The sequence below is a fragment of the Novosphingobium sp. DS6-6 genome (genome assembly GCF_057784975.1).
In genome coordinates this window covers 36,253-61,025 of record NZ_JBYNTS010000002.1, presented here as the reverse complement: position 1 = coordinate 61,025, position 24,773 = coordinate 36,253, and the positions used below count along the sequence as shown (strand labels likewise).

The 24,773-nt window shown below is 64.9% G+C and carries 27 protein-coding genes; 3 read left to right on the top strand and 24 right to left on the bottom strand.

Translation table 11 applies throughout. From position 1 onward, the window contains the following. Positions 1-3 precede the first annotated feature (3 nt). The 17 genes from AC3EDY_RS02600 to AC3EDY_RS02520 form a co-directional block, all read right to left on the bottom strand. Positions 4-2,139, bottom strand: coding sequence for a hypothetical protein (locus AC3EDY_RS02600; protein ID WP_488570907.1), 2,136 nt, complete (start codon positions 2,137-2,139; stop codon positions 4-6). An 89-nt stretch (positions 2,140-2,228) separates the two neighbouring features. Beyond that, the gene (locus AC3EDY_RS02595; RefSeq protein WP_488570906.1) at positions 2,229-2,726 is read right to left on the bottom strand and encodes a hypothetical protein; all 498 of its coding nucleotides are present in this window, start codon (positions 2,724-2,726) and stop codon (positions 2,229-2,231) included. Beyond that, positions 2,726-3,229 carry a hypothetical protein gene (locus AC3EDY_RS02590; protein WP_488570905.1) on the bottom strand — a complete coding sequence of 168 codons (504 nt, stop codon included), beginning with the start codon at positions 3,227-3,229 and terminating at the stop codon, positions 2,726-2,728. The genes AC3EDY_RS02595 and AC3EDY_RS02590 overlap by 1 nt, the downstream gene beginning before the upstream one ends. After that, positions 3,226-5,034: a phage tail protein gene (locus AC3EDY_RS02585; protein ID WP_488570904.1), complete on the bottom strand. Its 1,809-nt coding sequence runs from the start codon at positions 5,032-5,034 to the stop codon at positions 3,226-3,228. The genes AC3EDY_RS02590 and AC3EDY_RS02585 overlap by 4 nt, the downstream gene beginning before the upstream one ends. Beyond that, positions 5,034-5,684: a hypothetical protein gene (locus tag AC3EDY_RS02580; RefSeq protein ID WP_488570903.1), complete on the bottom strand. Its 651-nt coding sequence runs from the start codon at positions 5,682-5,684 to the stop codon at positions 5,034-5,036. Before AC3EDY_RS02580 ends, AC3EDY_RS02585 begins: the two co-directional genes overlap by 1 nt. Then, positions 5,681-6,331, bottom strand: a complete 651-nt coding sequence (locus AC3EDY_RS02575) for a phage connector family protein (RefSeq protein WP_488570902.1) — start codon at positions 6,329-6,331, stop codon at positions 5,681-5,683. The genes AC3EDY_RS02580 and AC3EDY_RS02575 overlap by 4 nt, the downstream gene beginning before the upstream one ends. A gap of 63 nt (positions 6,332-6,394) precedes the next feature. After that, entirely contained in the window at positions 6,395-6,562 is a 168-nt protein-coding gene (locus AC3EDY_RS02570; protein WP_488570901.1) for a hypothetical protein, read from the bottom strand. Positions 6,563-6,575: 13 nt separating this feature from the next. Further along, complete coding sequence (locus tag AC3EDY_RS02565) at positions 6,576-7,481, bottom strand: hypothetical protein (protein WP_488570900.1); 906 nt, start codon at positions 7,479-7,481, stop codon at positions 6,576-6,578. An 88-nt stretch (positions 7,482-7,569) separates the two neighbouring features. Beyond that, entirely contained in the window at positions 7,570-8,013 is a 444-nt protein-coding gene (locus tag AC3EDY_RS02560) for a Bbp16 family capsid cement protein (RefSeq protein ID WP_488570899.1), read from the bottom strand. Between the two features lie 33 nt (positions 8,014-8,046). After that, the gene (locus tag AC3EDY_RS02555) at positions 8,047-9,063 is read right to left on the bottom strand and encodes a major capsid protein (protein ID WP_488570898.1); all 1,017 of its coding nucleotides are present in this window, start codon (positions 9,061-9,063) and stop codon (positions 8,047-8,049) included. A 12-nt stretch (positions 9,064-9,075) separates the two neighbouring features. Next, on the bottom strand, positions 9,076-9,579 hold the full coding sequence (locus tag AC3EDY_RS02550) for a hypothetical protein (RefSeq protein ID WP_488570897.1): 504 nt from the start codon (positions 9,577-9,579) through the stop codon (positions 9,076-9,078). 13 nt (positions 9,580-9,592) lie between these two features. Next, the gene (locus AC3EDY_RS02545) at positions 9,593-10,006 is read right to left on the bottom strand and encodes a hypothetical protein (protein ID WP_488570896.1); all 414 of its coding nucleotides are present in this window, start codon (positions 10,004-10,006) and stop codon (positions 9,593-9,595) included. Between the two features lie 2 nt (positions 10,007-10,008). Further along, positions 10,009-11,682, bottom strand: a complete 1,674-nt coding sequence (locus tag AC3EDY_RS02540) for a portal protein (RefSeq protein ID WP_488570895.1) — start codon at positions 11,680-11,682, stop codon at positions 10,009-10,011. Beyond that, positions 11,675-11,890: a hypothetical protein gene (locus tag AC3EDY_RS02535; RefSeq protein ID WP_488570894.1), complete on the bottom strand. Its 216-nt coding sequence runs from the start codon at positions 11,888-11,890 to the stop codon at positions 11,675-11,677. Before AC3EDY_RS02535 ends, AC3EDY_RS02540 begins: the two co-directional genes overlap by 8 nt. Before the next feature lie 131 nt (positions 11,891-12,021). Further along, complete coding sequence (locus tag AC3EDY_RS02530) at positions 12,022-13,530, bottom strand: terminase (protein ID WP_488570893.1); 1,509 nt, start codon at positions 13,528-13,530, stop codon at positions 12,022-12,024. Next, the gene (locus tag AC3EDY_RS02525) at positions 13,531-13,980 is read right to left on the bottom strand and encodes a terminase small subunit-like protein (protein ID WP_488570892.1); all 450 of its coding nucleotides are present in this window, start codon (positions 13,978-13,980) and stop codon (positions 13,531-13,533) included. Continuing rightward, positions 13,980-14,390, bottom strand: a complete 411-nt coding sequence (locus tag AC3EDY_RS02520) for a hypothetical protein (RefSeq protein WP_488570891.1) — start codon at positions 14,388-14,390, stop codon at positions 13,980-13,982. The genes AC3EDY_RS02525 and AC3EDY_RS02520 overlap by 1 nt, the downstream gene beginning before the upstream one ends. Before the next feature lie 617 nt (positions 14,391-15,007). Between AC3EDY_RS02520 and AC3EDY_RS02515 the strand changes: the two genes are divergently transcribed. After that, positions 15,008-16,276 (top strand): HD-GYP domain-containing protein, encoded by a 1,269-nt coding sequence (locus AC3EDY_RS02515; protein ID WP_488570890.1) that lies wholly within the window; start codon positions 15,008-15,010, stop codon positions 16,274-16,276. 69 nt (positions 16,277-16,345) lie between these two features. Here the strand turns inward: AC3EDY_RS02515 and AC3EDY_RS02510 are convergent, their stop codons facing one another. From AC3EDY_RS02510 to AC3EDY_RS02495, 4 genes are all read right to left on the bottom strand, one after another. After that, positions 16,346-17,101, bottom strand: a complete 756-nt coding sequence (locus tag AC3EDY_RS02510; protein ID WP_488570889.1) for a phosphocholine cytidylyltransferase family protein — start codon at positions 17,099-17,101, stop codon at positions 16,346-16,348. A 38-nt stretch (positions 17,102-17,139) separates the two neighbouring features. Continuing rightward, entirely contained in the window at positions 17,140-18,240 is a 1,101-nt protein-coding gene (locus AC3EDY_RS02505) for an inositol-3-phosphate synthase (RefSeq protein WP_488570888.1), read from the bottom strand. A gap of 296 nt (positions 18,241-18,536) precedes the next feature. Then, a complete protein-coding gene (locus AC3EDY_RS02500) occupies positions 18,537-19,445 on the bottom strand; it encodes a CDP-alcohol phosphatidyltransferase family protein (RefSeq protein WP_488570887.1) in 909 nt (302 codons plus the stop codon). Between the two features lie 101 nt (positions 19,446-19,546). Further along, positions 19,547-20,266: a DJ-1/PfpI family protein gene (locus AC3EDY_RS02495; RefSeq protein WP_488570886.1), complete on the bottom strand. Its 720-nt coding sequence runs from the start codon at positions 20,264-20,266 to the stop codon at positions 19,547-19,549. A gap of 81 nt (positions 20,267-20,347) precedes the next feature. On the opposite strand from AC3EDY_RS02495, the gene AC3EDY_RS02490 reads away from it, so the two are divergent. Further along, entirely contained in the window at positions 20,348-21,322 is a 975-nt protein-coding gene (locus AC3EDY_RS02490; protein ID WP_488570885.1) for a GlxA family transcriptional regulator, read from the top strand. A gap of 2 nt (positions 21,323-21,324) precedes the next feature. Here the strand turns inward: AC3EDY_RS02490 and AC3EDY_RS02485 are convergent, their stop codons facing one another. The 3 genes from AC3EDY_RS02485 to AC3EDY_RS02475 all read right to left on the bottom strand — a co-directional run bounded on the left by AC3EDY_RS02485 (position 21,325) and on the right by AC3EDY_RS02475 (position 24,096). Beyond that, positions 21,325-22,044: a superoxide dismutase gene (locus AC3EDY_RS02485; protein ID WP_488570884.1), complete on the bottom strand. Its 720-nt coding sequence runs from the start codon at positions 22,042-22,044 to the stop codon at positions 21,325-21,327. A 16-nt stretch (positions 22,045-22,060) separates the two neighbouring features. Beyond that, positions 22,061-23,374 (bottom strand): chromate efflux transporter, encoded by a 1,314-nt coding sequence (gene chrA, locus AC3EDY_RS02480; protein ID WP_488570883.1) that lies wholly within the window; start codon positions 23,372-23,374, stop codon positions 22,061-22,063. A 185-nt stretch (positions 23,375-23,559) separates the two neighbouring features. Continuing rightward, positions 23,560-24,096 (bottom strand): TetR/AcrR family transcriptional regulator, encoded by a 537-nt coding sequence (locus tag AC3EDY_RS02475; RefSeq protein WP_488570882.1) that lies wholly within the window; start codon positions 24,094-24,096, stop codon positions 23,560-23,562. 142 nt (positions 24,097-24,238) lie between these two features. Between AC3EDY_RS02475 and AC3EDY_RS02470 the strand changes: the two genes are divergently transcribed. Continuing rightward, positions 24,239-24,619: a hypothetical protein gene (locus AC3EDY_RS02470; protein WP_488570881.1), complete on the top strand. Its 381-nt coding sequence runs from the start codon at positions 24,239-24,241 to the stop codon at positions 24,617-24,619. The last annotated feature ends 154 nt before the right edge of the window (positions 24,620-24,773 follow it).

The following is a 24,773-nucleotide window of genomic DNA, read 5'->3' as shown; positions in this document are numbered from 1 at the left end:
GGCTCAGCCGTCGGCCACGCTGGCGGTCCATCGAAACGTCTTGGATGCACCGGGATCGGCAAAATTGACGCGGAACGTGGTGGCGCTGACGTTGCTGATCCAGAAACCCGGGGTCCACCCCGAACTGGTCGGCACCACGGTGAAATCGGTTGGCGTCGCCGAAAGGTTGTGCGTGATGTCGAGATAGGTGGTGCCCGCCGTTGCCGTCGCGGTGCCCCGCGCTTCCAGGTAGACCCCGGGCACGGAACCTCCGGTCGCTTGCTTATGGGCGAAACGATGGCTGCTGAAGGACTGGACCGAGAGTGTCTGGATCGAGCTGCAACGGTTGTATCCGTTGAAAAAGCACTTGAATCCATCCACCAGTGTCGTGCACTGCAAGTAATAGTTCGCCTCCAGCGAGGCGGCGTTCTTGTTCACGCTGGTGCCATGCAGTACCACGTTGGCCGAAAGTACGGCGTTGCCCGAAAAATCGATCGAGCTGGTGTCAAAGCTGCCGGATAGGCCGCGCTTGAAATCGATCGGATAATTGACGTATTCGAAAAAGTTGTCGCGGATCGTTGCGATGTGGAAGGCGCGGAAATCGCCGCTGGTATCGGTGCCGACCAGCCGCAGGCCGCCGGTCATCGTGGTGGCCGCCGTGCTGCCCGACATGAACTTGCCGATGTGGTTGCCGCGCAACTCGAATTCGAACAGCGAATAACTGCAGGCCGGATCGCCCTCGATCACCAGGTTGGCCGGGGTGAAGCCGTTGGTGGGCGGCGTTTTGCCGTTGTACAGCTGGTTGCGGGTGATGTGATAATGGTCTTCGTTCTGGATCTGGGTGGTCGGGCGCCGGATCCAGATGCAGACGCCGTTCACGTTGATCTGGTTCTTGTCGATATAGACCCACTGCACCCAGTTGGTCTTTATGCCATGGGTCACCGTGCTGCCATCGTTGGTGTATGGCCCGATCGTGCACAATTCGATCAGTGTGTTGTCGGCATAGTCGAGCAGTATGCATTCGCCAGCGTGGTTGCCGGCAGGCTGGATGGCCACGGCCGAAAGTGTGCAATCCTGCACTTTCGTGCCCAGTTTCGAAATGACCCCGTTGCCGTCGGCCGCACCGGCGATCGCCTGGCCAACGATGATCCGCGCGTTGTTGGTCCCCATCAGGCGGCACAGACCGCCCTGGCCGCCGCCAAGCCCTTGAATGCGTGTGCTGGATTGCGTGATGCGCAAGTCGGCGTTAAATGCAAATGTGCCGACTGGCACTTGCAGCGTTCGTCCTTGCACCGCGTTAAGCCAGGCGAATGCAGCCTGAAGCGCGGCGGTATCGTCGGCGCCCGTGCCTTTGGCGCCGAACCAGGTGAGATTGGCCACCCCCGCCTGGGTGGCCGCCCGCACCCAGGCGCCGCCGGCGCCGGTGCCGTCGGTGCTGGAAGGAACATAAAAGGCCTGCGCCGTATCGGCCGCCACCGCCGAAGACAAGTTGCTGGAAGACCAGTAGAAATAGCCCTGGCGCCCGCTTTCCAGCAGATAGGCCATGGTCGCCCGGTTGGCGCGGGTGGCCAGCGCGCCGCGGGTGGCCACCGGCACGATCACGTCCTGCAGAGTGCCGCCGCCGGGCATGCCCACCAGCGTGGCGCCCTTGTTGGTCGCGGTGCTGCCGATATCGGCGCGCAACAGCGAATCCCCGCCGACCCCCTCGGCCAAGGTCGCGCTGCCGTCGATCGGCGAAAAAGCCATGAACTTGCCCTTGCGCGCCGCTGCTTCGGGCAGGGTTCCGGCATTTTCGCCCAGGGGAATGCGCATGCAGCGCTGCAGATCGCGCGATAGCGCCTGATCGCGCAACGCGGCGCGGTCATTGGCCAGATTGACCGGCGCCGCCAGCCAGGCAGAGCCGTTCTCAAATGCCGTGGTTTGGGTGAAATCGGGATCGAGCCATATCACCAGGCGTCCCGGGCCGGGCGCGGCGGCAAAGGTCACGGTGCCCCCGCCCCCTTCGTAAAGCTCGACCGTATAGCCGCTGGTGATCGGCTGGTCGTCAAGCAGCACGGCCACGTCGGCAATCGTCTGCGCGGTGAATGTGAAGGGAAAGGATTGCGTGACGCCATTGGCGCTGAATGGTCCGTCATAAGCGTTGGTAGTGGAAACGGCCATGGAATGAGGTGTCCCTGCAAGGCGCGAAAAGCCGTTCCGCACCAAGGCGGGTAGGCACGCAGACGAAAAGGAAGCGGTGAAGGAGGCGTTCAGCCGATGCGCGCGCGCATGGCGCCATATTGTCGCGCGCCCGAAAGCACCGATTGGCCCATGTCGACCAGGCCGCTGAGCAGCGCGGTCTGGCGCTGGGCCGAGGCGGCACTGGCCCGGCCCATGGCAAAAGCCGCGCCAGCATCGCCCTGGCGCACGGCGCGCGCGCCCTGTGCGGCCATATCCGCAACGCGCGCCGTTCCGATCAGCCGGGTGCTGTCCACAGCATCGGCCGCCGTGCCGAAATCCACGCCAACGCCGCCGGCGGCGGCAGCCACGCGCTGGCGGCCTTCGTCGGCAGCCAGCTGGCGATACTGGTCCCGGATCGCGCGGGTCGTGTCATCCTGCGCGTCGCGCGCTGCGCTGCGTTCCAGCTCGGCCTGACGCAGGGCGGCATCGCGCTGGTATTGCGCCTGTCGCATGGCACTGATCGTGCTGATACCTTGGCCGGCTACGGCAAGACCGTTGGCCAGGATGGGAAGGGCAGGGCCACACATCAGGTTTTCTCCTGTTGCAGGGTTGAAGGGATCGGGCGCCGCCGCGCAAACCGGCGAAACGCCGTCTGGCCCACGGGCACGCTTTCCGGGTCGACGGCAAAACCCCATTTTTCCAGCAGGCGAATGGCCCGCATGTTGTCGGCTGACACTAGATTGGCCAGCACCGCGCTTGAATCGTGCATTGTTGCAAGGATCGAAGGCCCCAGGCGCAAAAGGCTGCGGCCATGACGCCACACTTCGTCCGTGCCCAGAAACCAGGGAATTCCCAGTCCGGCCACGGCCGATTCCACCACCACGCCGAACATCGCATGGGGTTGCCCGGCGACCAGTGCCGTCCAGCAACGGGATGACGCGATCAGGCCGTGGCGCAACGCGGCGCCTGGTTCGCGCCCCATGGCGCGACATTCGGCCTGATCGATCGCCCGCATGTGCCTTGCCAGAAACCCGATATGGCGTGTTCTGGCAGGAACGATCCGCACCGTGCCGGCGTCGCGCGGGCTCATCCGCCCAAAACCGGGTCGATCGCTATTCCCAAAAGCGTGAACGGCAACGGTGCATCCTGCCGTATCCATATCGCGCATTCGTCACGGGCGCGGTTGTCCAGGTTGACCAGATATGCCCCGTTCATCAGCGCGTCGGGCGCGTTCCATGCTTCGTTCTTGCGGGATTTGACCGGGAAAAGGTGGTCGGCATCGGCCCCGGCCTCGATCTGGCGGGTCTTGGCCAGAGTCAGCACGGCCTGGCCCGGCTGGCACATGCGGCCCACGCTTGCGCCCGATGCCGTCGACAGGCGCAGCGGCAGGGTTTCCACGTCCACGCGATAGGGAATGCCGAATATGACCCGGGTCGCGCCGCCCATGCCCTGGGGCAAGGTGATCGTGCCATTGCTGACGGCTAGCCCGGAAATGGCCACGCCATCCACCAGCCCGGCGATATCGGTGCGCCCTTCCAGGTGCCAGAGCCCGGTAAAGCTGGTGCGCGGTTCGTCGAACGCGCCCTTGACCGCGCAATCGAGATAGCATGCCTCGCTCGCATCGTTCCACGCATGGCTGGCCATCCGCTCGACAAAGCGGCGGGCGACGCCGGCGATCGTGCGTTCCACCACCAGATAGACGCGATCTTCCCCGTCTTCGGCGATCGCGCATACGGAAAGAACTTTGCCTTGGGTTTCGCACAGGGTCCAGCCCCACACGTTCTGCTCCTGCTCCCAGGTGAAGCAGACCAGTTTGCCATCGTCCCGTACCGCCCAGATCACGCTGTGCGGCTCTTGTGCATAGCACCACGAGACGATGCTCATGCCTTCGAAGAAGTGCGGCGAAAAGATCGAAACGTCGTTCGATTTCAAACCGTCGATCGTGAAGTCATAGCCGATCGTGCGCACGGCACGGCCCACGCTGGGTTGATAGAAAACCACGTTGTCGATCACCAGCGGCGAAAGCCGCGACGAACCCCGCCCGATCTGGCGGCGCGTGGCCGGTGCACGCGTGGCATCCAGCACGCCGCCCGATCCATCCCCGTCGATATAGAACACGCTGTCCGACGTCAGCGCCAGCAGGCTCGTCGTGGTGACCAGCTGATTGATCGAATTGGCGCGCCCGGCCACGATCGTGAACGCCATGGAATCGTCGGCCCGCAACGGGCGTGATCGATCCATGTTCTCCAGCTGTCCGCTCCGCGTCGTCCAGATGCCGTGCGGCACGTTGCGCGTGCGCGCCCATACAGCGCGCTGTTCGAACAATGTGACGGTGGAAGGATAATCGTCGGGTCCGGCAAAGGGATTGGTGGCCTGCGGCGGTGCACGATCGAGCCCGGGCGCGATATTGTCGTCGCGGAACGTCGTGCCCTGCGTGGTGCCGACATAGCCGAAGAACTGGGAATTGTCGGCCTTGTAGACATTATAGCGCGTGGCGCCGGCCACCGCGTCCCAGTTGATAGTATTGAAATTGCGTTTCAGCGTCAGGTCGTTCGTGGCTGTCGACGTGGCACTGGCGCGGCTTTCCATGCCCGTGTCATCGTTGACCGCCGTCACGCAATAACTGGCAGGTTGCGGGAAATAGGCCGCGTTGCCGTTGCTGCTGTCGGTATTGGCCACAGTCGCCGCGGCATTGCAATTGGCCGGTGCCGCCACCGTGGGCGCAAAAGCGACGCCGCGGAACGACCAGTCGGTATGGCCCGAGCGCACCAGTTTTGCGGGCGCGTGGTCGATGTGCGCCAGATACATCGTATCGGCGGTCTGCTCGAAATCGAGCTCGGCCAGTTCCACCCCGTTATAGGGCGAACCTACCTTGTAGATGCGTGCGCCGCCCATCAGTACCAAACCCTTCCGCCAAATTGGCCCGAACCGCCGAAATAGATTGCCGGCTGGGCAGGCGCCGGGGTTACGGGTGGCACCACCGGCGCTGTCGGCACGACGGGAGGCGTGCTGCGGGTCGAGCCGCCGACGCATCCGGCAAAGGCGGCAATGCCGCGGGTGTCGGCATCGATGCGGAAATGGCTGGCATCGGATACGGCCACCACGTTCCATGCCCGCCCATTCAGCAGCGTGCCCATTTCGCCCGCACAGCCTGTGATATAGAAGCGGTCGCCCACGGCGAAGCCATGATAGGCCACCTCGACCAGCGCCTGTGCCGCATTGCTGATCCCGGTGATGGCCAGTTCCTCTTCCAGAATGCGGCCGCCACTCGCGCAGGGGCTCATGTAACCCTGTCCCATTTCCAGGGCATAGGTCTGGGTCAGCGAAAACTGGAACGGCACCAGCCGCACGGGTTGCGTCGGGTCAAGCACTTCGGCCACCAGTTCCGTGCCCGGGCGTTTGGTCACGCCGCCGTACTTGAGCACGACGACGTTGCGTGCCTTGCGCAGCGCTGAGCCCCAGGCATCGCTGTCGAAACGGCCGTAAAGCTGGGGGCCCAGTTCGCCACGGCAGAAATTGGCCTGCGCCATGCGGGTGCTGATCATGCCGCGTCTCCCGCAAAGGCAATGCCCGCGCGGGCCATTTCCGCCTCGCTGACATAGCGGGCCGGGCGCTCGCCACGCTTGTTTTCTTCATCGGCGATCGCCCGCGCCCGGGCGATTTCGGCCGCGCGGGTCAGGGTCTGAGCGGCCGCTGCATCCTTCTTTACCGGCAACGCCATGCGCGCGGCCAGCTCCAGCTCGAACGCGCGGGCAACCAGCGGCGGCAGATCGGCCGCGTTCACGTTGCTGCGCACGTAGACCAGCGTGGCGTTGGCCACGTTGGCATAAATGCGTCCCGCCTCGTACAGATATGCCAGCGGCGCAGCATCCTGGGCCGGGAAGGGAAAGGGGCCGCCCGCTGGCAGCGAGGTGGCATCGTCCTGCGGCGCGCGCAAGGCGATGGGCTGGCTGAGATTGGCAGGCGCGGCATAGGCGTGCAGCCATTCGGCCGGACGGTCGTTGGCAACTTCGGCCAGCACCACGCGGGCGCGTGCCCAGGGCCAGGGCGCCCATTCCGCCACTTCGGCCAGCAACGGCTTGGCAAAGCGGCTGGCTTCGCGGGCCTCGAGCGTGCCTTCGGCAAAGTCTGCGATCTGCCCGGCGGCGATCTGCGCCAGGGCACGGTTACAGATATCGATCAGTTGGGCCATGGACTTGTCCTTGCTGCCGGGCGGGAAGGTGCCCCCTCCCGCCCCGGGAAGGGGAAACGATCTTCAAGCGGCCCCGCCATGCCAGGTGGGCGTGCCCGCATAGCTGAAGGCATCGGTGCCGAAATGCTCTTCGGCCCGGACGCGGGTAAAGCCCTCGTCGCCCGGTTTCAGATCCAGGCCATCGTCGAACATGTCCCCAGTGGTGTCGTCGTCGCGCCGCCAGATCGCCATGCGCCGGTCTCCTTCAGGCGTAATGGATGTTGAGGCACAGGATATCGCCCGCAACCAGCGCGGTGGTGTCGCTGTCGGCCGCGGCGCCGGTAAGGGCATAAGCCAGGCCTGCGCTGAAATAGAGCGGCGTATCGAACACCAGCTCGAACGGCGCCGATGCTGGCAGATAATAGGTAGCCACCGGCGTATCCGTGCCCACCGTTGGCGCGGATGCCTTGTTGTAAAGCTTGAGATAACGCGGCGATGTGCTGGCGTTGTGACCACGAATCCGGAACAGGTCCGCCGCTGCCGTCTTTACGCTGGTTGCATTCGTGGTTGCCGCAGCCGAAAGCAGGCGCGCGGTCGTCGCCGGCTTTCTCGCCATGTCCCAGGTCGTACCGTTGTTCAGCATGCCGAACGCGGCTACCGCCAGAGACGCGCTGGGGTTGGCGGTGCCGTTGCCCGGGGCGATGGCGGCAATGGCGCTGCCCGCAGCCGAGAACATGGTGGCGGCAAGCGTCCCCTTGTTGGTCAGCTGGATATTTCCGCGCTGGCCATCGGCAAGCGTCGGCAGCGTCGCGCTGTAAAGCCCGCCGATCTTCACGGGGTTGCCGTTATCGGCTGTGCCTGCCGCAACGTTCCCCTGGCTGGCGACGTTCCCCGAAACGCCGGCGGAATGGCCGACGGTAATCGCCAGCGTCGTTCCACCCGGCGAACGCACCCACACGTTCGCGGCATTTCCCGCGATCGAGCCCTGTCGGTTGAGCGTGACCCCGGCCAGGTCGCTGGATGGAGCCGTGGCGCCGCCAAAGCACACCTTCACCGGCTGCGCGCCGATATTCTGCATCAGCACATCGGCATTCGCGGCGGCAGGAAGCGTGGCGGCAATGTCTTGCCAGGTGCCGGTGGCGGCAAAGCTGCTCTGAGAGGCGGCTGGCATCTTGGTCTCCTTGGAAAACAGTCAACGGATCGGGCAGAAAGGCCGGAAAGCCGCCATCGCCGGGCGCGCGGCGGCTTTCCGGCTGCCTTCACTGTCCGCCCACGCCCAGGTTGGTCTGGCGGCTGGCCACGACAGCGGCCGTGATCCTGCCCGCCGTGGCATTGCTGCCTCCCACGGTGTAATAAAAGCGCAGGTATCGGGTGTTGATGCCTTCCTCGAGGCTGCCGGGCACCCTGAACTGGTATCCGGCGACCAGGCTTGCCGCCGGCACGACAGCGCCGCTGGAAACCGTGGTCCAGCTGCTATTGTCGGCAGAAACCTGCACGCTTACCTGCAGATTGGTCAGGCCGGCAAAAGTCTGGGTGACGGTCACCGCCAGGTCCACTTCCTGGCCGCGGCCCAGGTCGCGTACCATCGCGGCATTGGCGCCGAACGGCGTTCCGGTCGTGCCCAGGTCGATGACATTGGCCGAAGCGGCCGAGGCGGTGACCGCCTGGGCATCGCTCAGCAGCAGCGAGTTATCCAAGATCATGGCGAATTCTCCGAATTGAACAGCGATGCAGGCTCAGGCCACCAGCGCTTCGTTGGTGACGAGCGAGTCGGTCTCGCGGATCGGGATGCCGCGCCAGGTCATCACTTCCTCGCCCTGGATTTCCATCGGCGTCAGCCGCACGAAGTTGTCGACGCCGCTGCGGCCGTTGCTGGTTTCTGCATCCAGCGCTTCGAGAAGCACGCGGTTCATATAGATCACCGTGCGGCCCGGGCTCACCTGGCCTTCGCGTTCCATGCGATAGGCGCGCCGGCCCTGGAGCTTGTAGTAAAGCTTGCGCAGCAGCGGATTGAGCGCCACGGTCCCGGCAATCACGTCGGACACGTCGATGTTGGCGATGCGTCCGTTGAAGCGCCAGTCTTTCACGCACAGACCCATGTGCTGCGTGAACTTCTCTTCCTTGACGTAATAGGGATTGCCACCGCCATCCAGCACGCGCTGGCGGCCCATGTCTTCGCGCTGCACCCCGGCCGGCACCGCGTCGGGCACGATCACGCTGGTCTGCATGTCGCCATGGGTGACGAACCAGATCGAGGCATTGTCGGTCTGAGCCCCGCCACCGTTCACGACATTGGCGTTGGACAGCGAGTTGTACCGCGGCGCCAGGCCGTGGAACTGCTTCCCGTTCACTTTCACGTCCGAATACCAGATCGCGCTTTCCACCGTCTGGGCAATCGACTCCAGAAAGCCCTGGCCTTCCACCAGCCGCAGCTTGGCCGCTTCGGCGGGCTTGAGGTTGAGCAGGCGCTCGTCCACCGAAGACAGGCCTTCGACAAAGCCGGTGGTGTCCTTCACTTCCGTGTAATTTCCCTTGGACTGGGCGATGCCCTGGTAAAGCGCCCCCCACGAAACCTGTGGCAGGCCGGTGCGGATGGTCGAACGATGCTCGGTCCCGCTGTTGCAGGCGATCACGTTGGCATCCTTCATGAATGGCGTCAGCTGGGTCAGCGCCTCCACCACGTCGCCCAGGCCGTCGCCGCCGGCTTTGAGCACATCGATCAGGTTCCAGTAACTCGAGCCGAGAATGGCCATGAAGCTATCTCCTTAATTCGCTTCTTGGGGGTAGAGACGTTCCCAGACGGGGCGCTGGCTGGCGCTGCCGGCATGGGCACGGGCAAAACCGCTGTCCTCGCTGAGCAGCTGGCCCAGGCGGCGGAATGCGCGGATCATGTCGGGGTGATTGCCGAAGCCGCTGTCGGCCAGGGCCTGGCGGAACGGATGCCCGTCGCCGAAACCCAGCGCATCCAGCCCCTTTGCGGCCAGGTGTTCGCTCTCGGCGCGCCGCGCGCCGCCGATTTCGGGGTCCGCGGCGAAATCTTCGGCCCAGATGCGCTTTTGCGCGGCTGCGGCATCGGCAAAGTGGGACAGCAGATTTTCCTGCGTCCGCTGCATCACGTCCTGGGCCAGGGGCAGCAATTTGCCGGCCTGCTCGTTGGAAAGGCCCAGCTCGCGCAGAACAGGATCGGCGCTTTGCAAAAGCCCTGCGTCCACGGCCATGCCTTCCATAGCCAGTTCATAGCGTTCGGGAATGCCGGGCTGCCCGGCCACGGCAGTGGCGGGGTCAACCGTGCCCGGGCGGGCGGCCAAAGCGGCTGTCGCCGGTTCGGCCGGTGCCGGAGCCGGTGCCAGGATTGCCGTCGGGTTCGTCGGAGTCGGGAAGCTCGTCGTATCGGGTGCGGGGGTGGTTTCGCTCAAGGCGGTTGTCCTTTGCACTGAGGGCGGCATCGAGCACGGCCTGCATGGTCGTCAGGCCCAGTGGATCCCGGATGCGGATGGCTTGATCCTGGCCGCGATGGGCCAGCGCGATCAGGTCGAACCCCAGGCTGCGCCGTCCTTCCAGAAAAGCGAGCATGGAATTGTCCGATCCACCGGCCAGCCCTTGTTGCCCCAGCAGGCCGGCACCTTGAATCGCTGCGTGCAGAAAGCGCCGGAACTCTGGGCGGCCGATCAGGAACGCGGCATCGTCTTCGGCCATGCTCACGGCCGGATCAGCCGCTTGAGCAGGTTCTGTCCGTCCACGTCGGCCCGCGAAAGCAGCTCGGCCGCCGCTGCCGCGTCTTTCATCGCGGGCACCATCTGGCCGATCTGGGCAGCCGTCTGCGCGGCATGCGCCGCCTCGGCCCGTTGCGCCCGCAACTGGGCCACTTGCGCGGCTGGCCGCATGATCCGCGCGGGGGTTCCGGCCCGCCAGGCGTATTCATCGAGTGCCTGGTCGAAATCGATCTTGTCCAGCGCTTCCGGGTGGGCGCCGGCCAGATTGCCGGCAAAGCCCAGCACCCGCTCGATCTGACCGATGCCGACCATCCGCTGCATCTGCTGCAGGATGCTCACGAATTCCACGCGCACGCCACGTCCCTGCAGGGCCGGTGGCGGCGGCGGCAGCATTGCACCGCGGCTCATGATTGCAAAAGTCCGGTCGATCGCCACCTGCAGTTTCTCGTTGGCCACGCGCTCGATAACCGGGCCCAGCTGGGTCAGCTTTTCGTCATTGCGGCTGGCAATTTCTTCCACGTTGCGGGGTTGCACCCCGCGCATGTTGGTGATCGCGTTGAACAGGTCGGCAAAGCTCAGGGCGTCGATCTGGCGCCGGCACTTGTCCATTTCCTCGCCGATCGCGGCCACCGCCTGATAGGGCATCTGATAGGGGATCAGTACCGCTTCGCGGTCCAGGCCCGATGCTGTCACCGTGCGGCCCGGCTCACCGGTCAGGCGCACCCCGGGCGGCACGATCTTCTCGGGTTTGACCATCTGGTCGATGGCCTCGTTACGGCGCTTGGCCTGCATCTGCAATTCGCGCAGCGCCGGCAGCGCTTCCATCCCGGGCGAATGCCCATAGGTATCGCCGCCCACCACGTCCCAGCGCGGCGCCCAGAACGGCTGCTCGTTGTATCCGGCAAGCTTGAGCAGCGTATCGCCACGCGCGCCTGCTTCCCAATAGACGCTTCGCCAGGCTTTCGAACCGAAGCGGTGCGGATCGTGGCCGGGATCGGGCTCGATCGCCTGAAACACCTCGACTACCGTTTCATACTGGCTGCGGTCATAAAGCCCGCGCACTGCAGGAGAGACGGCCTCACCGAAGGTCTCCACCGCCTGCTTCACGCTCATCGGGCAAACGCGATAGAGGGTATCGGGAACAAGCGCGTCCGACAGCGCGACCCAGTATTCGCCAAACGTCAGCGAATGGCATACCGCGCCCGCATGGGGGTGTTCCACCATCACGCAGGCCTCGGTGCCGAACAGCCCCATCTCGCCGTAGCCGGCCTTGGCCGCGCCATAGAAATTGGTCGACGCCAGAAAGGCATAGATGCGTCGTTCCACCACCGAAAGCCAGGCGCGCACGCCTTCGGCATCCATCAGATCGGCATCGGCCGTCTTGAGCGTGAACCATGGGCGCGACGCGCTGGAAAGGCCCGAGGTCATCCCGTTGGTCAGCGTGCGGAACGCCTCGATGCCGTGCGGATCGAACAGGGTGCGGTTCCACTGCCGGCGGCGCGCGCCGGAACGGTCCTTGCCGCCGGCCAGAAAACGCGATCGCGCCGGCTGGGCGAAGCGGGCGATCTGCTCTGCTTCGGCCTCATAGTCCTGGCGTACCGATTTCATCACGGCCAGGCGCGCCTCGCAATGGGCGCGGATCGATTTGGGATCAACCAAGCGTGCCTCCCGAACCGAGAGGGATCGAGCCGAGCGCGGTCGATGAAACCCGCGCGCTGCCCGCAAGGCCCAGGGGCGAAGTGACCATCCCCGCAAGGATCGCGCGGCGCCAGCGGCTATTGTCGGTGGCGCTGGCCGGGGCGCCCTGGTCGGGCAGTTTCAGGCTTTGCCGCTCGGGCATGGTCGGAACGGTGGGCGTGCTGCACATCTAGGCACCTCCATGGATTGAAAGGGGTTCTATGGCGGGGCGCGGCTGCATTGAATCGCTGGCCCGCGATGATGCAAAAAATTCACGGCCAACAGCACAAGAGTGCGGTAAAATATTATAAAGAAAATATTTTATCCCAGCTCGCCATAGCGCCCTGCGCCGTCATCTGTCGGCGTTTGCGGCGCAAGCCAGGCGGGTTCAGCGCGCGGGCCGACTGTTTCGGCAAAAGTGCAGGCCAGCGCGTCTGCCCAATCGGGGCTGGGCAGCCCGCGCCGCTTCATGTCCGGCTTCCGTTCCAACTGCACACGGGTATCGTCGGCGGCGAAGGAATAGGTCGGTCCGATCAGATCGTCGCGCAGGCGGTCGTTCTCGGGAATTGCGGCCTGGGCCAGCCAGGCACGCATGCGGGTCCAGATTTCCGCGCGCTTGTTGGCTGTCGGCACGGCCACGCCGGGCTCCAGTTCGGCCTCGCGTCCTTTGGCGCCGAACCACACTTCGATCACCGGCACTTCACCCAGCAGCTGGCGCAACCTGTCGACCACGGCGGCGCCCACGTTGCCGGCGTCGACGAAAATCGCGTCTGGCCGGTGCCGCGCCGCTTCCAGGGCAATGTCGCCCGCCAGTTGCATGGCATCCACGCCGCGCCAGCTTTTCCACGGCCTGCTGCGCGCGTCGCGGCCACAGCGGATCGCCAGCACGCTTTCGTCATCGCCGAACCGCGCGCAGTCCACGCCAAAGATCACCGGATCGCTGCGCAGGCCATCGGGCACAGGGCGCACGCGCGCCGCCTCGGCCAGGTCCTGCGGGATGAACTGCATGGCGCTGCTTGATGGAAACTGGCCGCGCACCCGCACTCGCACCACGTCGCTGTCCGCGCCATATGCGGCGACCAGTTCGTCAAGGTATTGGGTGTTGACGCCTTCCACCTCGCGCGCGTCGATCTGGGCCGTGCGCCACAGGCTGCGATGCCTGCCGAAGCATTCGCGAAATGCACCGGTGTTCTGCGTGGGATTGCCGAATGCCAGCCAGATCAGCTCGGTATCTGCGTCGGTCAGCGCGCCGAGAGCCACTTCCCATACTTTGTCGGCAATGCCTGAGGCCTCGTCGAAAATCAGCACGATCCGCTGGCCCATGTTGTGCAGGCCGGCAAAGGCTTCGGTATTGTGTTCGCTCCAGGTGACGAGATCCGCCCGCCACGACGTGCCGCGTCCCGGCGCCGTCGCGGCAAGGGCGCGACGGGTCTGGGAAAACCAGGGTGCGGTCAGGGCCATCCCGGCCCACTTGCCGATTTCGGGCGCGGTCTTGGTATCGAGTTGGCTTTCGGTATTGGCCGTTACCAGCACGCGTGCGTCGGGGCAGGTATCGATTGCCCATTTCACGATCATGGCCACCAGTGCCGATTTGCCGATGCCATGGCCCGATGCCCGGGCCAGGCGAAGCGGCGTGTGGCGGGTTGCCGGGTCGGCCAGGTGGGCACCGATCTCTTCCATCACCGCGCGCTGCCAGCGCCGCGGGCCAGTGATCCCGGCCAGCGGTCCTTGCCCCCAGGGATAGACGAACAGCGCATGCCCCAGCGGATCGTGCGTAAACGTCCCGATCGCCTCGGCCAGATCCGTCAGCCGTTTTGCCCTGTCTCCCATTTACCGCCCTTTCAAGACCCGGGCCCGCGCGGCCGCCAGCCGTTCGCTCCAGTCCTGGGCGTCGGATGAGCCGGCGCTTTCGCCGTATTTCCCCGGTGCCCATTTCGAGAGCAGTTTCAATCGCGTCTCCACGCGCAACCGCGCTCGCGCCACGTTGTCCGGGTTCTTGCTGGCCGATATGGTGCCATCCGGCTTTTCCGTCCGGGTCACGTCCCCGGCATCGTCATCGGCAATTTCCAGGGCTTCCTCGGCAATGGCTTCAAAGCCCGCCTCGCGCGCCAGGGCAAAGCGGCGGGCAAAGTCCTTGTCCTCCAGCCGCCAGCGCTGCACCAGGCTGGGCGCGAGATGGTGGCGTCGGCACAGCTTGCGCAAGGTGGTTCCTTCAGCCAGGCCCGACAGCAGCAGCTCTTCCATCGCGGAATCGCGCGGGGCCTTGCGTGTCCGCGCCATCAGCCGAAAGCCTTTCCAGCCTTGTAAGGTTTGCGATCACTGGGGCGCGGCGCGGCGCTGGTCGGCAAGCGCATGGCGGGGGTATGCGTCCCTTTGGGCACGTGCGGCGCATCGGCCCGCATGTTGGTCGCGCGCGCAGTGCACTCGCCCGTCGCCACGATCTCCACGATGCGAAAGCGCTGGTACCGCTCCACGCGGATCAGGCCCCTGCGCTCCAGGCGCCTGACCATGACCGGTCCCATCGAGCACGAATTGTAGCCGCACAGCATCTCGATATCGATGTTGGTAGGGCAGGGCAGTCCATGGCGTGCTGCTTCGGCCAAAGCGCGATAGGTGGTTCGTTCGGTCCAGGTCAGTCCGGCCAGCGCAACGCTCACAGGCACAGCGGGCACGACAGCACTCTCTGTCATCAAGATTTTTCCTTTTTGACGGTCGATACGAGGCATCCTGCTGGCTCTGACGGACAAGTATCAGCGCAAAGCAGCGCGCGTCGTTGCCACCGAAGCAGGTGGCTGGCCGGTCCATGCAACGGCGAGCGGATGATGACGACTGAATATAGGAAAAATCCTAAACATCTAGCCGAGATTACGCCAAAACCGCAGTAAAATTGCCAAGTCGCGATTCAATAAAAGGAAAAATCCTTTTCAAACGACGCGCAACACGTCGTATCGTCCTGGGGAAACATGGCTCATCATCATCGGCCGTCTGCTCAGGCATCCACGCTTGGCCTGCAGCCCGGCTGGATCTGGTTCCGCGCGTCCTTGCCCGATGGACGGCATCATCGTTTTGCTTACCCTTCGGACAGTTGTCCTCTGGCATTGCGCGCGCGCGCATGGGCCATCTGGTCTCCCGCCCGCGCCGGGCCGGACGGGCGTTTCCTGGCTCCAGGCCTGTCGGTCCACGCCGCCTAGGGCGCAGGCCGTGTCGCAAAAAGGCATAACTTGCCGTCCGGTTAATCAAAGCACTGGGTGTTTTCCCGATCGGCGATTTAGGTCTGTCGGAAGCCGGCCCCGGGCATGTTACTGAAATGCTGCGCCAGATTCCTCCCGGACAGGTCAAGATCGGCATGTTTATATGCGGGTTCGGCGGATCGTGGTTCGATCACCCGTTCTGGCGCACTCGTTTCGTCATTTCCAGCCAGAGCGATCTGGACAAGGTCCGTGCGGCGGACGTTCCGTTCGTGGTCATCGATGTAACGCGGGGCTGCGAGCCGGACGCGGTCGCGCTTCCGGATCGCCCGCTGACGACGCGTTCCGGAACGGCGCGTGTGCATGTCCCCCGCCGCCCCATGCCGCTTGCTGCGCCCGACCGCGCCGACGCGATGACGCAGACCTTGGTCCGCCAACGTCGGCGCCAGGTCCAGATGATGGTCAGGCATGCCAAGCACACCATGCGCGATCTGTTCGACGATGCCCGCATGGGCCGGGCAGTGCGGCTCGCCGATACGCGCAAACTGGTGGATGATATCGCCTGCGCAGTGGCGCACAGCCCCCGCACCGTGCTCGATATCGTGCGCCTCAAATCCCGGGACGAATACACGTTCGCCCACTCGGTGGCCGTCTGCACGTTGATGATCAACGTGGCGGAATTCCTTGGCCTCAGCCAGCAGGAGATAAGCGATTATGGCCAGGCTGGGCTGTTGCACGATCTCGGCAAGATCTGCATCCCGACCGATGTGCTCAACAAGCCGGCCGCGCTGACGCCAGAGGAATTCGCGCTGATACGCGATCATCCCGAACATGGCTGCCGCCTGCTGGAAACATCCGGCGACGTATGCGAAATGGCGCTCGACGTATGCCACCATCATCACGAGCGCCAGGACGGTACCGGCTATCCCCACGGCCTTGCCGCCGGCGGGATCAGCCGCCCCGCTGCGCTCGGTGGCATCTGTGATTGCTATGATGCGCTCACGTCGCATCGCAGCTACAAGGAAGCCTGGTCCCCGCCGCAGGCGCTTGCCGCGATGTGGAGTTGGGAAGGCCATTTCGACCGTGCGTTGCTGTTCGTGTTCATGCAGAGCATCGGCGTTTTTCCGCCCGGCATGGTGGTGCGCTTGCGCAGCAACAGGCTAGGTCTCGTCCAGCCGGGCGACCGCCATGACACCGGCAGCCGGATCACCGCTTTTTTCTGCACGCGTGAACGGGAAGTGATTCCCCCGCAAGATATGGTGCTGGACGATGCAAATCCGCTCGACAGCGTCGTCGGCCATGCCTGCCCCGTCGATTGGGGCGTGCCGGCATGGGATCAGTTGCGCCAGCAATTGTGGCACGGCCGGCCGGATGCGCTGCCGGCCTGACCAGCACGTTATGGGTGGCGTGCCGCTCGCCATGGGGCATCGCCACCATGACCTGGCAGCCCGGCTGCGTTACAGCACCGGGCTGAACAGCGCCGGAATGGCGCGCGGCAGTTCGGCCTCGGCCATGGCATGGGCACGCGGGTCGTCCACATCGATCCACCAGGCGTCCGCGATGTCCATGGTTGCGGCACGGCCGGCGTCGGCCAGTACCTGCATCCCGTCGGAAAGCGAACCCGGACGGCCCGTGGCAACCGCCTGCGCAATGGCTGCGGGCAGGGCGGCCGTAGCCAGAAACGCCCCGCAATCGACCGCATCGTAAGGTACAATGGTCTTGCCGATCGCCATGATCGTGCCATCCGGTCGCATCCGCACCCATGTGGCGTCGTCCGGGTCAACCAGTGGATTGTCGAGCCGGCGGTCGATGGCCAGAATCACGTCGCGTGAGGGGCTGCCTTCGTGGATCAGGCGCTGCAGGATTCCGGCCGAAAAAATGTGGTCGGCCATCATCAGCAGGAACGGCCCGTCCACCCGCGCGGCACCGGCCATTACCGAATAGCCGTTGGGCAAGGTCCAGTCCGCCACGCGGGCGGCTTCCACTTCCACACCGCTGCGCGCGGCCAGTTGCGGCAGGACAGCTTCCACGCGCTCCGCTTCGTGCCCAGTCACCACCACGATACGGGAAATGCCGGCCGCCGCAGCCTGGCGCATGCCCAGTTCCAGCAGGGTAAAGCCGCAAACCGGGGTCAATGGCTTGGATTGGCTGAGATCGCGCAGGCGCGATCCCAGTCCAGCTGCCAGAATAACCGCATGCCTGGGCACGGGCACGCCCGGAAAGGGCGGCAAACCCGCAGCATCGTGCATCGTTACTCGGCAGCCTGCGGCACGGCCGCGATATAATCGTCCACCATGCGCAGCGCCACATCGTCAACAAACTGCTGGGGCGGATGCTTGCAGAAATAGGCCGATGGCCCGATCAGTGCGCCACCTTCGCCACGCTCCAGCGCGACCTTGCAGCACCGGATGGCATCCATCACGCAAGCTGCGGCATTGGGGCTGTCTTCAACCGACAGGCGCAATTCCAGATTCACTGGAACATTGCCCCACTGCACGCCTTCCATGCGCAGGAAGCAGATCTTGTTATCCTTCTGCCACGGCACGTACTCCGACGGGCCGATCAGGATGTTTTCCTCTGCCAGGCGCTGCGCCAGCATGGCCTGCACCGCTTCGGTCTTGGATTCCTTCTTGCTCGACAGGCGATGGCGATCGAGCATGTTGAGGAAGTCTGTGTTGCCGCCGGTATTGAGCTGGTAGGTACGCTCGGTGGTCACGCCGCGCGCCGAAAACAGCGTGGATAGCGTCCGGTGTACGATAGTGGCGCCCACCTGTGCCTTGATGTCGTCACCCACGATCGGCAGGCCCTTGGCGCGGAAACGCGCTTCCCACTGCGGGTTGCTCGCAATGAACACGGGAATGCAGTTGACCACGGCAACGCCGGCCTCCAGCGCGCATTCCATATAGAATTCGCTGGCTTTCTGCGAACCCACCGGCAGGAAGTTCAGCAGGATTTCCGCACCCGACGCCTTAAGCGCGGCGACGATCTCGGCCTGGCTGGGATCTTCGCCCTCGGCCACGATGAAGCCCCGCTCGCCCGCCACCGTCATGTGATCGGCCACGCCGTCGAGCACGCGCCCGCGGATCACTTTGGCGCCGATGGTCGGCACGTCCTTATAGAACACGGTGGTGTTGTTGGGGGCTGAAAAGATCGCCTCGCCCAGATCCTTGCCCACCTTGCGGGCGTCAACGTCGATTCCCAGAACGAATTCCACGTCACCTGGCACATAATCGCCGATGGTCTCGTGGATCAGGCCTTGGGAAGAGTTGTTGTTCTTATAATAGAAAACACCCTGAACCAGTGAACTGGCGCAGTTGCCGACGCCAATAACCGCGACTTTGATCGATGGCATTTTAGGTAATTCTCCTGCGGCCGAGCCGGCAGAACAAGCTGATTTTCAGCCGTTCGCCAGCCTGACACTCAAACGAAACTGCCTTTTTCGCGGTGCTGCCCACCCTGCCTCGCATGCAAGGCCGAATGGGTGGAACCCGGACGGTCCAGACCGGAGCAATCAGAATAGAGCAATCCTCAGGGTGTGGCAATGGACGCTGACCGGCTTGTTACAATATCGCTCTAATGCTGCACTCGTGTTGCAAACGCGCACACCGTTCGTCGTTCATGCAAAACGTTTCGGCGCGTGTTGATCGCTCACATCTCGGCGCGCATGGCGATGAACGCGTACGCAAGCCGTCCTGTTGCGGCCCGTGCATGCACGATAGAGGCGAGCAGCACGAGGTTGAGCACGCCAGCTTCGAACAGGAAATAGTAAAGCGGCGATCCTGCGAGCATTGCCAGGCCGAGGAGGATCGTGCGGCTGTTCGCGCCCAGAATGCGCCATCCCGGCAGAAGATCGGCGGAACGGGCGCGGGTGATATCGCGCGCGGCCTGCGGTCCACGCTCAGCCGCTACCAGTTCCTCGAACGCCGCGTCCGCCTGGGGTCCTCCGGGGGCCATGGCGCGGGCCAGCAACAGGTAGAGCCGGGCCAGCGCCGTGCCGGGGCCGGTGACGGGCACCGTGTCCTGCCGCAGCCACGGCGTGCCATAAGCCCACCACTGATACTGCCGCCTTTGCACCTCGTAATGGTTGGCTTGGACGATCCGGCTCAATCCCGCGCCGATCACCGCGATCCAGCACCACGCGCCGACATGATGCTGCAGCCACCAGCCCAGCATCAGGTACAAGGCGGTATGGCTGCCATAATCGCATAGCCCATCCACCATTTCCCCGTTCGGGCCGCTGCGGCCGGTCAGCCGGGCCAGATCGCCATCGGCGCCATCCACCACATGCCAGGCCAGGTGCAGCAAAAGCCCGAGCAGCGCGGTCCAGGGCCATGCCGGCTGGCAATAGATCACGCCCGCCGCCACCACCAGCGCCGCACCGAACAGCGAAACCATATTGGGCGTTATCGGCGTTGGCGAAAGCGCCCAGGCCATGCGCCAGGACAAAGGATGATAGATGCGGCGGTTAAGCCAATCCTGCAATTCATGCGGGCGCAACGGGCGGGGCGGGCGATGGTGTCGCGCCTCGTTTGCAGTTGCATCCGGCGTGCCGGTCATGGTTTCGGATGGTGGCGGACGTCGCGTCGGGCTCATTCACGGTACCCTAGACGCCAGAACAGGCCGCGCCAATTGCAAAGAAGAGAGGTTGACTGCCCCGATCACGGCCGCTCGGTATTACCCGGATATTCGTGACGGGCCAGGCGGGCGGCCGCTTCGCGGGCTTCGGCCTCGCGGATTGGCAGGGCTTCGGCCATGCGCCGGTTGTAGGCCGCAACGATTTCGGCTGGTGCCGTTTCCGGGGTTCCGGCGGCAAATGGCGGCGCGGGCGCGTATTCGAGGCCGAGTTGTAAAGTCTGGGCCAGCCGATCGCCCCCAAGTTCGGCCAGGACGACCAGCGCGAAATCGATCCCTGCCGTGACGCCGCCGCCGGTGATGACGTTGCCATCGCGCACAACGCGCCCGGCATCGGGTATCGCACCGAACAGCGGCAGGAAATGGCGCCAGGCCCAATGGCACGCAGCGCATCGGCCCTGCAACAGCCCCGCGGCGCCCAGGATCAATGACCCCGTGCATACCGATGTCAGATAGCGCGCACCCAGGCCAAGACGGCGCACCTCGCCGACAAAAACCGGATCCAGCGCGATCCGGGTGGCTGCCATGCCGCCGGGCACGCAGAGCAGATCGCAGGCCTCGATTTCGGCAAGACGGCGCGTGCCGGCAAAGACCAGCCCTTCGGCCGCGACATCGCCCCCGTCGCGGCTCGCGACGATCGTTTCACTGCCGGGCATGCGCGACAGGAACTGGTGCGGGCCGGTGAAATCGAGCTGCGTCATGTCGGGAAACGTCGCGAAGACAATGCGAAAGGCGCGTCGGGTCATGCCGGATCCCTTTTGTTGAGCATGCTCTTCATCGCTTACAATGCGCCTTGACGGAATGACAATGATCCCTCACTTCAAGCCATGATCCGCGCTATCGGCATTTACCTTTACGAGGATTTCCAGCTTCTCGATGCAAGTGGGCCGATCGCCGGCTTCGAAATCGCGGGTCGTTTCGCAGAGAGTGCATATCGGCTCGTCATGCTGTCGGCCGAAGGCGGCCCTGTTTGCAGTTCCGCCGGTGTCGAAATGACAACGGTTCCGGCCCGGGAAGCCGGCAGGATCGATACGCTTATCGTGGCGGGCGGCGACGGCAGCCGGCAAGCCATGCGCGATCCGGCGGCGATCGCGTTCCTGCGCGAGGCGGCCGGCAGGGTGCGGCGGCTGTGCAGCGTGTGTTCGGGCGCTTTCCTGCTGGCGGCCGCCGGCTTGCTCGATGGACGGCGCGCAACGACCCACTGGCGCCGGGCCGATCAACTGGCACGGCTGTTTCCAGACGTGAAAGTGGAGCCTGATCGCATTCATATCCGCGACGGGCAGGTCTGGACATCGGCGGGCATCAGCGCCGGCATCGATCTGGCGCTCGCGCTGATCGCGCAAGATCTGGGCGAGGGCGTGGCACGCCAGGTCGCGCATGAAATGGTCGTCTACTATCGGCGGCCGGGCGGCCAATCGCAATTCTCGGCGCTGGCCGGGCTTGGCGGGGAAACCACGCCGTTCGCGCCGCTGCTCGATTGGATGCGCGCCCGGCTCGATCAACGGCTTACGGTCGAGATCCTGGCCGCCCAGGTGGCGATGAGCCCGCGCAACTTTTCGCGCGCGTTCACCCGCGAAATGGGCGTAAGCCCGGCCAAGGCCGTGGAGCGCTTGCGACTGGAGCTGGCCCGTGAGCGCGTCGAAAACAGTGCCGCACCGATCGAGCAGATTGCCCCAACGCTGGGATTTCATGACCCGGAGCGCATGCGCCGCGCATTTCTGCGGGCATTTGGGCAACCTCCCCAGGCAATGCGCCGCATCGCGCGCGGCGCGCGCCCGGCCGTCGGACCAGCGCTGCCCTGACGTCAGGCGGCAGCGACAAAGCGCCGTTCCACCACGCTCCAGTCCACGTTGCGCATATAGGCATCGACATATTTTGCCGCGGCGGCGCCATAATCCAGGTGAAATGCATGCTCGTACATATCGAGCACGAGCAAAGGCTCGGCCCCCACGGCGCTGTTGGTATGGTCCCATGCCCAATAGTTGTGCAATGCGCGCAGGTGCCGGTTCCACGCCAGAACCGCCCAGCCAGACCCGCCTGCAAGCGAGAGTGCGGTACGGCGGAATTCGGCGTTCCACGCGTCGAACGAGCCGAAGCCTGCGGCCAGCACGTCGCGCATCCGGGCCGAAGGCTGGCCGTTTCCGCCCAGCTGTTCGAAATAGAGCTCGTGCAGAAGGACCGAGCCAGTCCGGTGAAGCTCCTCGCGCTTGAGGCCGCCATAGATGGCGGGCGGCAGGTCCTTGTCAGCCATGCTCGTCGCCAGCCTGGCTTCGATCAGGTTCAAGGTTTTGATCGACCCCTGATAGTTGTTTTCCCAATGGGAACGAACCAGCTTTTCGGACAGCCCGTCGAGCTTCGCGGGATCGAAGCCGAGCGGTTTCGCCGCGTGACGGCCGGCGAATGCCGGCACTGGTTCCGGCGCGTTTCCGGCCGCCGTGGCCGCAGCGCTGGCAACCGGCGTTGCCGCGGCCGCAAGGCCCGCTGCCAGGCCGCCCAAGGCATGACGGCGTGAAATATCGGTCATGGTATCAAACTCCTGCTTATCCGATCTGGCCGAGAAAGAGGCCGCCGGCCGCGCTCAGCGCCAGAACCCGAATGACGTTCCACTTGAAGCGAAAGATCAGGATCGCGGACGCCGCGGCGAGCACTGCCGCGCGCCAGTCGAAACTCGTCAATTCCGGTACCAAGAGGGCAAACGGCCCCAGATCGCGCGGGGCCACGCGCGTGAAAAGGACGTGCAGGGCAAACCACAGGCTGAGATTGGCGATCACGCCGACGATCGAGGCCGTGACGGCGGCAAGGCCACCCTTGAGTTTCTGCGCATGTTCGAGCCGCTCGATCCACGGCGCGAACGTGAAAATCCACAGGAAGCACGGCGCAAAAGTGACCCAGGTGGTCAGCAGGGCACCGATGATCCCGGCCGCGAGCGGGCTGAACGGATCGGGCGCGCGGAAAGCGGCCAGGTATCCGACGAACTGTGTGACCATGATCAATGGCCCCGGTGTCGTTTCGGCAAGGCCCAGGCCATCGGCCATTTCCCTGGCATTGAGCCAGCCGAAGCCTTGCACCGCCTGCTGCGCCATATAGGCGAGGACGGCATAGGCCCCGCCGAACGTGACGACCGCAAGCTTGGAAAAGAACAAACCGATCTGCCAGAGGACGTGATCGCGGCCGAGCAGGGCGAACACCGCGGCCATGGGCGCGGCCCAGACCAGGGCCCCGATCGACGCGGCGCGCAGGCTCTTGCCCCAGGGGCGCGGCGCGCGCGGCGGCGCCTGTCCGGCTGGTTTGAGCGCCAGCCATTCCGGGCGCGCGGCGGCTGCGACAGTACCTGCCAGGCCGGCGCCCAGGACGGCCAGGGGAAAGGGCAGATTGATGAAGAACAAGGTGACGAAAGCGATCAGGGCGATGCCGCGCTTGAACGCGGTGTTGAGCGCCCGGCCCGCCACCCGCAGCAGGGCCTGCACCACGATGGCCAGCACCGCGGCCTTGATTCCCAGGAACAGCGCGGCGAACCAGGCAAGATGTGCGGCATAACCGTAAAGCACGGACAGGGCGAGAATGACCAGCGCCCCGGGCACCACGAACAGCAGGCCGGCCGCCAGCCCGCCTTTGAAGCCATGCAGTTTCCAGCCGATCCAGGTTGCCAGTTGCTGTGCTTCCGGCCCGGGCAGAAGATGGCAGAAATTCAGGGCGTGGAGATACTGCTCCTCGGTGATCCATCGTCGCTCGTCGACAAGCTCGCGATGCATCAACGCGATCTGGCCGACCGGCCCGCCGAAGCTCAGGCAGCCGATGCGCGCCGATACCCTGACAAGTTCGGAAAAACTGGGTGTGGAGATGCCGCTTTCCACCACGAGGATACACCTTTCTATCCGCCGGGAATGCGGACCGAAGAAAGGCAACGCTTGGGCATCCGCCTGACCGGGGGGTTGCTTTGCCCCGGTTGCACGATGCTTAAGGACGTTGGGGCGCGTGCGCAAGACATGCAGCGCGTTCTGCACAGGGCCAGCGCGAGTGTGCAGGCGGGGTTTGGCGGTCAGCCAAAGGCACTGTTTGCCAAGTCTCCCCGCCCGACCGCGTCTAGAAGCAGCAGACCTTCCAGCTTGGCCAGGATTGCGGCCGCCTGGCTGTGTTCAGACCCGGCTTCTGCCTCGACTCGCGCCGCCAGCCAGGACACGAAGCCATCCACGATGCTTCCGGCAATGCCACGCTCGGGTTCGCGCTTGCGGGCGGCGGCTGCGGCCAGTTCGAACCAGAGATGCATATACGGCGCCAGTTCGGGCGCGCGGGCGGCGCCCCACAGGGTCCGCAACAAGCCATCGGGTGTCTGCCGGGCTTCGAACGGCAGCGCACCGTCGAGACGGAGGCGGAGACGCTCGGCGATGCGGCCGAGCGTCGCGGCGATTATCTCGCCCTTGTTGGCGAAATAGTAGAGCAGCATGCGGTCGCTGGTGCCTGCCGCGGCGGCCAGCGGGCGCAAGCTTGCGCCCGGCAACCCGTGGGCAAGAAGATGGTCGGCCATAAGCTCGATCGCCGCTTCGCGACGCTCGCCGCGAATTTTCCTATCCGTCATGCGCATGTCTGTAGCACCCGCCCGGCAAGGATGCTATGTAGCGGCTGCTACAAGGAGAGTCGCCATGCGTGCTACCGATCCTGCTTCCGATCCTGTTCAAGCGCGCTCCCGGTCTGTCGGGAGGCGTTTATCCGCGTCCCGTTTGACGGCAAAGCAAACGGCGTCGGCCGCCGCTGTCGGCTTTGCGCTCTGGCTGGCGTTCGCTCTGGCCATCCGGCTGACGCCCACCATGCTGTTCGATCGCGGGCTATGGACGATAGCCCTGTTCGCCGCTGCCTGGCCCAATGCCCTGCTGTCCGTCTGGCTGGTCCGCCGGCTCGCCGGCCTGTCGCCGGAACAGGTCATGGCGGGCTGCGCGCTCGCTTGTGCGCTGGCCATGCTGTGCGACAGCATCGCTCTGGCATGGACCACGCTTTACGAGCCCGCCGCGCGCGACGGCATTGCGGTCGGTGCGCTGCTGCTGTGGGGCGTTGCAGCCATTCTGATGACCGCGTTCGTTGCCGGGCAACGACAGCGCCCCTGATCGCGCGACGTTGGCGACCAACGCGCCGGGAGAATGGCACCGACATTGCCCGCTCCCACGGAATGCTGGTTGTGTGAGCGTGATCAAGCGCACGCCACTGCGCCATGTCAGCACCCCGGGTGTTGCCAGCCGCGCGGTACGGGAGCGGTAGACC

Bases quoted from the DNA above. Each gene is read 5' to 3' on its own strand.
- AC3EDY_RS02600 (WP_488570907.1), bottom strand. From the start codon at position 2,139: ATGGCCGTTTCCACTACCAACGCTTATGACGGACCATTCAGCGCCAAT.
- AC3EDY_RS02595 (WP_488570906.1), bottom strand. From the start codon at position 2,726: ATGTGTGGCCCTGCCCTTCCCATCCTGGCCAACGGTCTTGCCGTAGCC.
- AC3EDY_RS02590 (WP_488570905.1), bottom strand. From the start codon at position 3,229: ATGAGCCCGCGCGACGCCGGCACGGTGCGGATCGTTCCTGCCAGAACA.
- AC3EDY_RS02585 (WP_488570904.1), bottom strand. From the start codon at position 5,034: ATGGGCGGCGCACGCATCTACAAGGTAGGTTCGCCCTATAACGGGGTG.
- AC3EDY_RS02580 (WP_488570903.1), bottom strand. From the start codon at position 5,684: ATGATCAGCACCCGCATGGCGCAGGCCAATTTCTGCCGTGGCGAACTG.
- AC3EDY_RS02575 (WP_488570902.1), bottom strand. From the start codon at position 6,331: ATGGCCCAACTGATCGATATCTGTAACCGTGCCCTGGCGCAGATCGCC.
- AC3EDY_RS02570 (WP_488570901.1), bottom strand. From the start codon at position 6,562: ATGGCGATCTGGCGGCGCGACGACGACACCACTGGGGACATGTTCGAC.
- AC3EDY_RS02565 (WP_488570900.1), bottom strand. From the start codon at position 7,481: ATGCCAGCCGCCTCTCAGAGCAGCTTTGCCGCCACCGGCACCTGGCAA.
- AC3EDY_RS02560 (WP_488570899.1), bottom strand. From the start codon at position 8,013: ATGATCTTGGATAACTCGCTGCTGCTGAGCGATGCCCAGGCGGTCACC.
- AC3EDY_RS02555 (WP_488570898.1), bottom strand. From the start codon at position 9,063: ATGGCCATTCTCGGCTCGAGTTACTGGAACCTGATCGATGTGCTCAAA.
- AC3EDY_RS02545 (WP_488570896.1), bottom strand. From the start codon at position 10,006: ATGGCCGAAGACGATGCCGCGTTCCTGATCGGCCGCCCAGAGTTCCGG.
- AC3EDY_RS02535 (WP_488570894.1), bottom strand. From the start codon at position 11,890: ATGTGCAGCACGCCCACCGTTCCGACCATGCCCGAGCGGCAAAGCCTG.
- AC3EDY_RS02530 (WP_488570893.1), bottom strand. From the start codon at position 13,530: ATGGGAGACAGGGCAAAACGGCTGACGGATCTGGCCGAGGCGATCGGG.
- AC3EDY_RS02525 (WP_488570892.1), bottom strand. From the start codon at position 13,980: ATGGCGCGGACACGCAAGGCCCCGCGCGATTCCGCGATGGAAGAGCTG.
- AC3EDY_RS02520 (WP_488570891.1), bottom strand. From the start codon at position 14,390: ATGACAGAGAGTGCTGTCGTGCCCGCTGTGCCTGTGAGCGTTGCGCTG.
- AC3EDY_RS02515 (WP_488570890.1), top strand. From the start codon at position 15,008: ATGCTGCGCCAGATTCCTCCCGGACAGGTCAAGATCGGCATGTTTATA.
- AC3EDY_RS02505 (WP_488570888.1), bottom strand. From the start codon at position 18,240: ATGCCATCGATCAAAGTCGCGGTTATTGGCGTCGGCAACTGCGCCAGT.
- AC3EDY_RS02500 (WP_488570887.1), bottom strand. From the start codon at position 19,445: ATGACCGGCACGCCGGATGCAACTGCAAACGAGGCGCGACACCATCGC.
- AC3EDY_RS02495 (WP_488570886.1), bottom strand. From the start codon at position 20,266: ATGACCCGACGCGCCTTTCGCATTGTCTTCGCGACGTTTCCCGACATG.
- AC3EDY_RS02490 (WP_488570885.1), top strand. From the start codon at position 20,348: ATGATCCGCGCTATCGGCATTTACCTTTACGAGGATTTCCAGCTTCTC.
- AC3EDY_RS02485 (WP_488570884.1), bottom strand. From the start codon at position 22,044: ATGACCGATATTTCACGCCGTCATGCCTTGGGCGGCCTGGCAGCGGGC.
- AC3EDY_RS02475 (WP_488570882.1), bottom strand. From the start codon at position 24,096: ATGACGGATAGGAAAATTCGCGGCGAGCGTCGCGAAGCGGCGATCGAG.